At 57.3% G+C, this 4,317-nt stretch carries 4 protein-coding genes; 3 read left to right on the forward strand and 1 reads right to left on the reverse strand.

The window, feature by feature from the left end; all coding sequences use genetic code 11:
• Positions 1-1,018: CAP domain-containing protein (locus tag D1646_RS19840; protein ID WP_160638116.1), on the forward strand; the 1,018-nt coding region annotated here is incomplete at its 5' end.
• Between the two features lie 47 nt (positions 1,019-1,065).
• On the forward strand, positions 1,066-1,533 hold the full coding sequence (locus D1646_RS19845) for a hypothetical protein (protein ID WP_160638117.1): 468 nt from the start codon (positions 1,066-1,068) through the stop codon (positions 1,531-1,533).
• Between the two features lie 379 nt (positions 1,534-1,912).
• Here the strand turns inward: D1646_RS19845 and D1646_RS19850 are convergent, their stop codons facing one another.
• On the reverse strand, positions 1,913-3,226 hold the full coding sequence (locus tag D1646_RS19850) for a hypothetical protein (RefSeq protein WP_160638118.1): 1,314 nt from the start codon (positions 3,224-3,226) through the stop codon (positions 1,913-1,915).
• 446 nt (positions 3,227-3,672) lie between these two features.
• Here D1646_RS19850 and D1646_RS19855 point away from each other — a divergent pair, with 446 nt between their 5' ends.
• Positions 3,673-4,290: a recombinase family protein gene (locus D1646_RS19855; RefSeq protein ID WP_201754777.1), complete on the forward strand. Its 618-nt coding sequence runs from the start codon at positions 3,673-3,675 to the stop codon at positions 4,288-4,290.
• The last annotated feature ends 27 nt before the right edge of the window (positions 4,291-4,317 follow it).

Raw genomic sequence — 4,317 nt, forward strand, 5'->3', positions numbered from 1 at the left:
CTCCAACGAAAGCTCCAAGACCCCGTCGACTTCCTCTTCCTCCGGCGGAAGCTCCAAGCCCGAAGAAGAGATCCGGGTTCTCTCCAGCGTGGAGGGCATTGCGCGCCTTGCCGGGCTCCAGGCCGAGGTGGAGACCAGCAGATCCGCCTGTTTCGTGGATGTGGACGACGGGGAGAACCCCTATGATGTTACCTGGGACTACGGCGAGTTGTATGACGCCTACATTCAGGAGGTGGACTGGGATCTCCTCTTTGACGCCGACTACTACATCAGCACCTTCCCCGTGCTGGCCCATCTGTACCACAAGGACAAGGCGCTGCTTCTCCAGCACTTCCAGACGGTGGGCATCCACGAGGGCCGTCAGGGCTGCAAGAGTTTCAATGTGGCCGCCTACCAAAAGAACTGCGACGCCGAGGTGCGGAAAGCCTTTGAGGACAACTATGAATGCTACTACCTCTACTACGCCATGAATTACCAGACCCAAAAGTCGGTGACCGCCAGCGGCGGAAAAGAGAAGAAGCAGCTTACCATGAAGCTCACCAACATGCAGCAGACTGAGCTGGACAATATCAACAAGTACCGGGCGGAGGTGGGGGCGGCCCCCGTCCAATTTGACCCCGAGCTGTCCGCCCTGGCCTGCTACCGGGCCTACATCGACGCCCTGGAGGACTGGGACGCCCACGACTGGGTCCAGGCCCCCGAGAACCTGGAGGAGTGCTACAGGCTGATGGACCTCATCAACGCCACCAGCGGATGGAGTGAAAACACAGTACACGGATACCCCAGCAGCAAGCAGAGCGCTCTGAAGCAATGTACAAGTGGCGCCTGGTATATCAATTACCGCTACTCCGAGTCTCACTATAATGCGATGGTGTCCAAGCAGTACCGCTACCTGGGCAGCGCCAACGTCTATGTCGGCGTCTATGAGAAAGAGAACCCGGAGCATCCAAAGGCGGCGGCCGTGTATGTCCAGTTCGATGTCTTTATCGACAAGCTGACCACCCCGATGAACCGCTGACCCGGTTTTGGCGCAAGAGACTTTTACTGTTATAAAGGAGGGCTTTTATGGGATATTGGGTTTATTTCGATCACCCCCCCAGCGGCGGCGGCCGTGTAGGTGGCGGCGGCGGTGGCGGCGGCGGGCTGTTCTGGATCGCCGTGATTGCTGCCCTTGCGGCTGTGGGTTATCTGTGGTGGAAGTTCGGCTTCGGCATCACCGTCATTATACTGCTGGTTTTCGTAGGAATCTGCGGAGGCTTTATCTTAAGGGACGACTACCTCAGCCAACTTACATTTTGGGTGGGCGACCTGATCGTGATCGCCTTTGTGGTGCTCTGGATGAACTTTAGCTTCCGGGGGGCGCTGGCCACGCTGGTACTCGCTTTTTGCTGCTATGGCGGAGCTTTGGCTGTACTCGACGGCAGCAGCATTGTGACAAAGATTCTGGGTGGTGCGTTGAGCCTCTTCCTTTTCGTGTGTGTTTTTCCCCAGTTCTTCGTCCTGATTATCAAGCCGCTTTTCCACCTGGCGTGATCCCCTTGCCGCGTTACAGGCCCAGGCAGACAGCGTTGCCCGGAGAGTGGACACACTATGGCATCTACACACAAAACCATGTCATTGATGTTATTTCACACTGCCCGCCGGACGTATCACGCCATGTATAATAAAATCAATGATACATCAAGACCGTTTACCAAACACAACAGGTAGGCGGTCTTTTATTTTGCGAAAAGGGGGGCAAACATGGTGGACAAATCACACAAAGAATCGAAGGCATAGCAAAAGGCGGAAGACGTTTGGCACGTCTTCCGCTTGAAATGGTTGTGGAAAGGGTAGATCAATCATACACGCCGGATTCTGCAAAAAAATAATACTCCTCTGTTTGACCGAAGTACATATTTCCCCCTTGCCGCTATTCCCAAAAGCTGTGGGCAATCTGCGTCAGGTAGTCCTGGGCGCTGCTGTGGACACTGGGCGGCTCCTCCAGGTTCACAAAGTAGTCAATGAAGAAGGCTTCCACGTCCGGGTCGCCTTTCAGCTCCGCCAATACCTGAAACGCCTCCGCCTTCAGACTGCAATACTGGTCCCCAACGGCGGCGCACCGGAGGGCGGTATCCTTTAAGCGGGGATCTCCCCGGTCCCGCAGAACCACCAGAGCCCCTCGCAGCTGGGGGCGGTAGAGGCCGGGGTCTGCCAGCCGGGTTTCCAGCTCCTTGTCTGTGGGGTAGCCGATCTCCGCCGCCGACACCAGGGCATACCCCTTGGCGCTGGGATAGCGTTTCCCGGCAGTCAGCAGCACCTCCGGCAGCTCCATGTCCGCCAGACGGCCATTCGGCAGGGGAGAAGAGATTTCGGTGAGCTTCCAAGGCTCTTTCGGCAGTGTTATCCCATTCATGTCCTCGATCGGCACTGTAAACGGGCCAAAGCATCCAGCTTTCTTTTCCTGGTTTCTGGATACAGCCAGTGGACGCAGCTGGTAATGCTCCAGCCGAAGCACCGTCAGGCAGGGCAGAGTCCGGCCCAGCAGGGCGGCGGCGGCCGCTTTGTGGTGTCCGTCCAGCAGGACAGACATCCCCTCCGTCACATAGACTGCGAGGCCGTGGGGCAGGGGGCCGTCTTGCTGGAGGCGTTCTTTGTAATACTCCACCCGCTCCATATCCAGCCGCGACCGCCGCTGGGAGGGGTAGAGGAATTTCGGAGGAATGCGTTCATAGTTGTAGTCGTAGTCATTGTCAGAAAGCCAAACGAGGGCGGTGGCGGGGTTAGCCTCCAGACAGTCGGACACATTCCAGAAAAATTGTCCACAGCCGTCAGCGGGATAGGCGTCGCTCTCGGCAAGCACATAGACGCCCTCCGGCAGCAGCTCCAGCAGGGGCGACAGGGCGGGAACAGCCTCCTCCAGTCGGGCAAAGCCGCCATTGAGCGTTTCCCGCAGAGCGTCCAGCTCCGGGCACTCCGCCCTGTCCAAGCCCCAGCCGGTGCAGAGCCAGCTTTCGCTGGTTTCGTACACCGCGGCGAGCCAGGACAGCAGAGGCGCGCCCCGGAGGGTGAGGCAGAGCGGGGTTTCATAGGAGTCCGCCTTTTCTGGAAGGAGCCGCCTCTCCCAGCGCAATACGCCGGTCCCGCGGATATGGAGCAGCAGGGCCTCCCGGCACCAGGGCTGCTGGGTCAGGTCGATCTCTGCGGGGAGGACGCGGACGGCCTCCCGATTCCAGGGCATTTTCATGGGCGTTCTCCTCCTGATTTGGCAAACCCGGCGTGTGGGGTCTGCTTCTCCTCCGGCTGAGGACGCTTTCTCCAACGCTGTCATAGCTCAGTTCCGGCGGGGGCGTGATCTGAGCGTCGGAAACAGAGCTGTCCAGGACAATGGAAATCCAGGAGTTCTTATTCATGTGGTATGTTGGAGAAAGCCTTTGCTGAATTTCTAACCCATTATAGCAAGAAATCTCTCGATTCACAATAGGAGGTGCGGGTTCTGATGATGTCAGAATTGGAGCCAGTAATCAGCTCCAATGTGATTTCCTCACTCCGGCCATACAGTGAACTGAGGTCGGAATAGGCATCCACAGCCCACATGATGTGCTTTCCAGCGGTTTTGTCCCGTAATAAAAGGCCCGGAGCACAGCCAAAAGGAGTATATAATATTATCCTGACAGCGAGAAAGGAGGTACGATGACCATTTTGTCAAATACATACGGCTACATCCGGGTCAGCACCAGAGAGCAGAACGAGGACCGGCAGCTTATTGCGCTCCGGGAGATGTCCATCCCAGAGGGAAGGATTTTTATGGACAAGCAGTCAGGAAAGGACTTCAACCGGCCCCAGTACAAAAAGCTGATCCGACAGCTACAGCCGGGCGACTTGCTGTATATCAAGAGCATTGACCGGCTGGGGCGCAATTATGAAGAAATTCAAAACCAGTGGCGTATGCTGACCAAGGACAAACAGGTAGACATTGTGGTGCTGGATATGCCCCTGTTGGACACCCGGCGGGGCAAGGACCTGATGGGGACCTTCCTCAGCGACATTGTTCTACAGGTGCTGTCCTTTGTGGCGGAGAACGAACGCACCAACATCCGCCAGCGGCAGAGAGAGGGCATTGCGGCGGCAAAGGCCCGCGGGGTACGGTTTGGCCGGCCGCCAAGTCCTCTGCCGGATAACTACCGCAGCGCCTACCAGCGGTGGAAAGCTGGGGCAATCACAGGTACAGCGGCGGCCAAGGAGTGCGGTATGCCTCTGTCCACCTTCCGTTACCGGGCAGAGAGCTACGGGAATGCTGATCCAACATAAAAAAGGGCGTATTTTGCAGAAAAGTGT

It is taken from the genome of Pseudoflavonifractor sp. 60, assembly GCF_009911645.1.
Taxonomy (GTDB): Bacteria; Bacillota; Clostridia; order Oscillospirales; family Oscillospiraceae; genus Lawsonibacter.

Bases quoted from the DNA above. Each gene is read 5' to 3' on its own strand.
- D1646_RS19845 (WP_160638117.1), top strand. From the start codon at position 1,066: ATGGGATATTGGGTTTATTTCGATCACCCCCCCAGCGGCGGCGGCCGT.
- D1646_RS19855 (WP_201754777.1), top strand. From the start codon at position 3,673: ATGACCATTTTGTCAAATACATACGGCTACATCCGGGTCAGCACCAGA.
- D1646_RS19850 (WP_160638118.1), bottom strand. From the start codon at position 3,226: ATGAAAATGCCCTGGAATCGGGAGGCCGTCCGCGTCCTCCCCGCAGAG.